We start from the raw sequence: 2,901 nt of genomic DNA on the forward strand, positions 1-2,901 counted from the left end.
TGGAGCTAGAGAAATATATTGTTGCAGGAGAATTAAAGCTTAATCAATTACGCCAGCAGCTCCCTGCCCTACAGGAAAGAGCAGAGAAAGGCGATCAACTTGTCTTAATGGATTTGAATTCTCTTCAAAATGCCATTGAGCTGCTAGACCAAAGAATTTATGACTTAGAAATGGCTAAACAAGTTGCCTATCAGTCTGCTCCTCAAATCAGAATGCTGCAACGCGGGAATACTAAGCTTATAGGTAAGATAAATTCGGCCTTTGTTACTACAATTCCTATATTTAAAACGGGGCTCATCAATGCTATTTCTGCAAAACGACAAAACCTGGTTGCTCAATCGATGAGTGAATTGGATCGTCGAACAAACGAGATGCTATTGAGAAATGCGAATGACATTTCTAGGCAAAGTGTAGATATCGCCAGAATGTCAGGTCAACCTAGTATTAAAATTGAAACGATTGAGCAAACGTGGGAAACGATTATGCGTGGAATGAACGAAACAAAGGCTATTGAAGATGAAAATCGTAAAATGAGAGAACAAGGTCGTCTTCGATTAGAAGAGCTTCAAAAGAAATATGAAGATGGTCAACGAAAATAGAACACATACTCAGTACTCACTAATTTAAAGGAGGAATTGGAATGTCAGTTATTAACCTATCTAAAGGACAAAAGATTGATCTTACAAAAACGAATCCTGGATTAACAAAAATTATGGTTGGATTAGGATGGGATACAAATCGCTATAGTGGTGGTCATGACTTTGACTTAGACGCCTCTGCTTTCTTAGTTGATCAAAATGGAAAGGCACTAAGCGATAAAAGTTTCATCTTCTATAACAATCTTCAAAGTGAGGATGGCTCAGTTGTTCATACTGGAGATAATCGCACAGGTGATGGCGATGGTGACGATGAGCAATTGTTAGTCAACCTTCAACAAGTCCCTAGCGGTGTGCATAGAGTAGTTTTTACTGTAACTATTCATGATGCAGAGGCTAGGAATCAGAACTTTGGTCAGGTTTCTAATGCCTTTATCCGGATTGTAAATGACGAGACGCATGAAGAAATAGTTCGATACGATTTGGGAGAGGACTTTTCCATTGAAACGGCACTTGTTGTTGGTGAGATATACAGACACGGAAATGAGTGGAAGTTTAACGCAATTGGGAGCGGTTTCCAAGGTGGCTTAGCCTCTTTAATAACAGAATTTGGTCTTAGCTAACCAATTTAATAAGTGCATGACATGCTTGCATGAAAGATTGAACTTTATACTTTAGACTGCATAATAAAGGAAATCTCTCGAGTTCATATGAAACTTGGGAGATTTCTATTTTGAGCCATTAAATACCTGATATTTATGTTTAGATGTGTACTTCGCATACTAATCTACCACCGTTCTAGTAAGAGATTCATGAGAAAGGAGTTCAAATATGCTGAAAGATTTATCTTCCCTCTTTCCTTCCTATCATAAATTTTCAGAATACCCAAACAACACAGATAAGGACGTTCATACTTTTCATGATCCTTCTAGCAATCTGTGGATACAAATAAAAAAGAATGAAGTATCCTCTCGAGACTTTTCGCTACTCTCTTCTTTTTACACAGTAGTAGATTTAACGTTGCCTTCTGATTATTCACTTTCTGAAAGATGGAATCGTTTTCTTCAAGGATCTGGTGAGCTACCTATTGAGGCGGGCAATAAAATTCGTATTATACAGCTTGTGATAAAGAGTAACAGCTTTCAAAATGCAGACTTGGCCAAGGCCGTTCAATTATTTTTCGAGGATGCTGTGCAACTTGTTTTCGTAGCCCCCAACAATGCCTTACTGATAGAACAAAAGTCTACTTATACTCAGTCTCCAGAGGACCTGGCTTCCTTTATCTCAGCTTTAGAAAGTGATTTTTTTATAAAAGCCCAGCTCTTTATCGGGAAGTTCTATCCTGTAGATGAACAAACACCTTCACGTTATGCTTTAGAAAGAGAATGGTTTTCTAATGGAATAGGCAACTATTTTCCCGGACGAATTTATACACTCGAAAGCATATTTCCGACCATCCTAACCAATGAAATGTCGGAAAGCTTGAGACAAATCATTCACCACGAAGTGTTAATTCCAATTGAATTTGACACGGAGCTACTGCAAACCGTCCGTGCATTTTTCGAAAATGGCTTCAACGCCTCTATCACTTCAAAAAAATTACATATTCACCGGAATACACTTCATTATAGATTGTCAAAATTTCAGGAAATCACAGGTATATCAGTCCGTGACTTTGGCGGAGCACTCATTGTTTATTGCGCTAGCTTGCTCGTAAACTATGAATAACAACATGCACAATATATTTCTAAAAACCTTGTGCATATCATCTATATAAGCCATTAATCTCTATTGTTAAACTTAAAGTAAGGAAAAAACAATTTGGGGGGATTTACAATGGAAAAAATGGTTCTCGAAAATATTTATAAGATATATGATGATACTTCTACTGCAGTTTCAGACTTTAACTTACACGTACAAGACAAAGAATTTATCGTTTTAGTTGGTCCATCTGGTTGCGGTAAATCGACAACACTTCGTATGATTGCAGGCCTAGAGGAAATTTCTAAAGGTGAGCTTCGTATCGAGGGTAAGCTTATGAATAATGTGGCTCCTAAAGATCGCGACATCGCAATGGTGTTCCAAAACTACGCACTTTATCCGCATATGTCTGTCTATGATAATATGGCTTTCGGGTTAAAACTAAGAAAATTCCCTAAAGCTGATATTGACAAGCGAGTGAAGAATGCAGCTGAAATTCTAGGTCTTGAGCCACTTTTAAATAGAAAACCAAAAGCTTTGTCTGGCGGTCAGCGTCAGCGTGTGGCATTAGGACGTGCAATCGTCCGTGATGCTAAGCTGTTCT

Annotated in this window: 4 protein-coding genes; all 4 read left to right on the plus strand. The window is 38.1% G+C overall.

Annotated features, from left to right (window positions below; translation table 11 throughout):
* The coding region (locus AC06OU_RS17630; protein ID WP_475857509.1) for a toxic anion resistance protein at positions 1–599 on the plus strand (599 nt) is incomplete at its 5' end.
* A gap of 41 nt (positions 600–640) precedes the next feature.
* Complete coding sequence (locus AC06OU_RS17635) at positions 641–1,219, plus strand: TerD family protein (RefSeq protein ID WP_475857511.1); 579 nt, start codon at positions 641–643, stop codon at positions 1,217–1,219.
* A 208-nt stretch (positions 1,220–1,427) separates the two neighbouring features.
* Positions 1,428–2,324: a PucR family transcriptional regulator gene (locus tag AC06OU_RS17640; RefSeq protein WP_475857513.1), complete on the plus strand. Its 897-nt coding sequence runs from the start codon at positions 1,428–1,430 to the stop codon at positions 2,322–2,324.
* Positions 2,325–2,432: 108 nt separating this feature from the next.
* A partial coding sequence (locus tag AC06OU_RS17645) for an ABC transporter ATP-binding protein (protein ID WP_475857515.1) occupies positions 2,433–2,901 on the plus strand: 469 nt, incomplete at its 3' end.

Source organism: Psychrobacillus sp., from assembly GCF_056205495.1.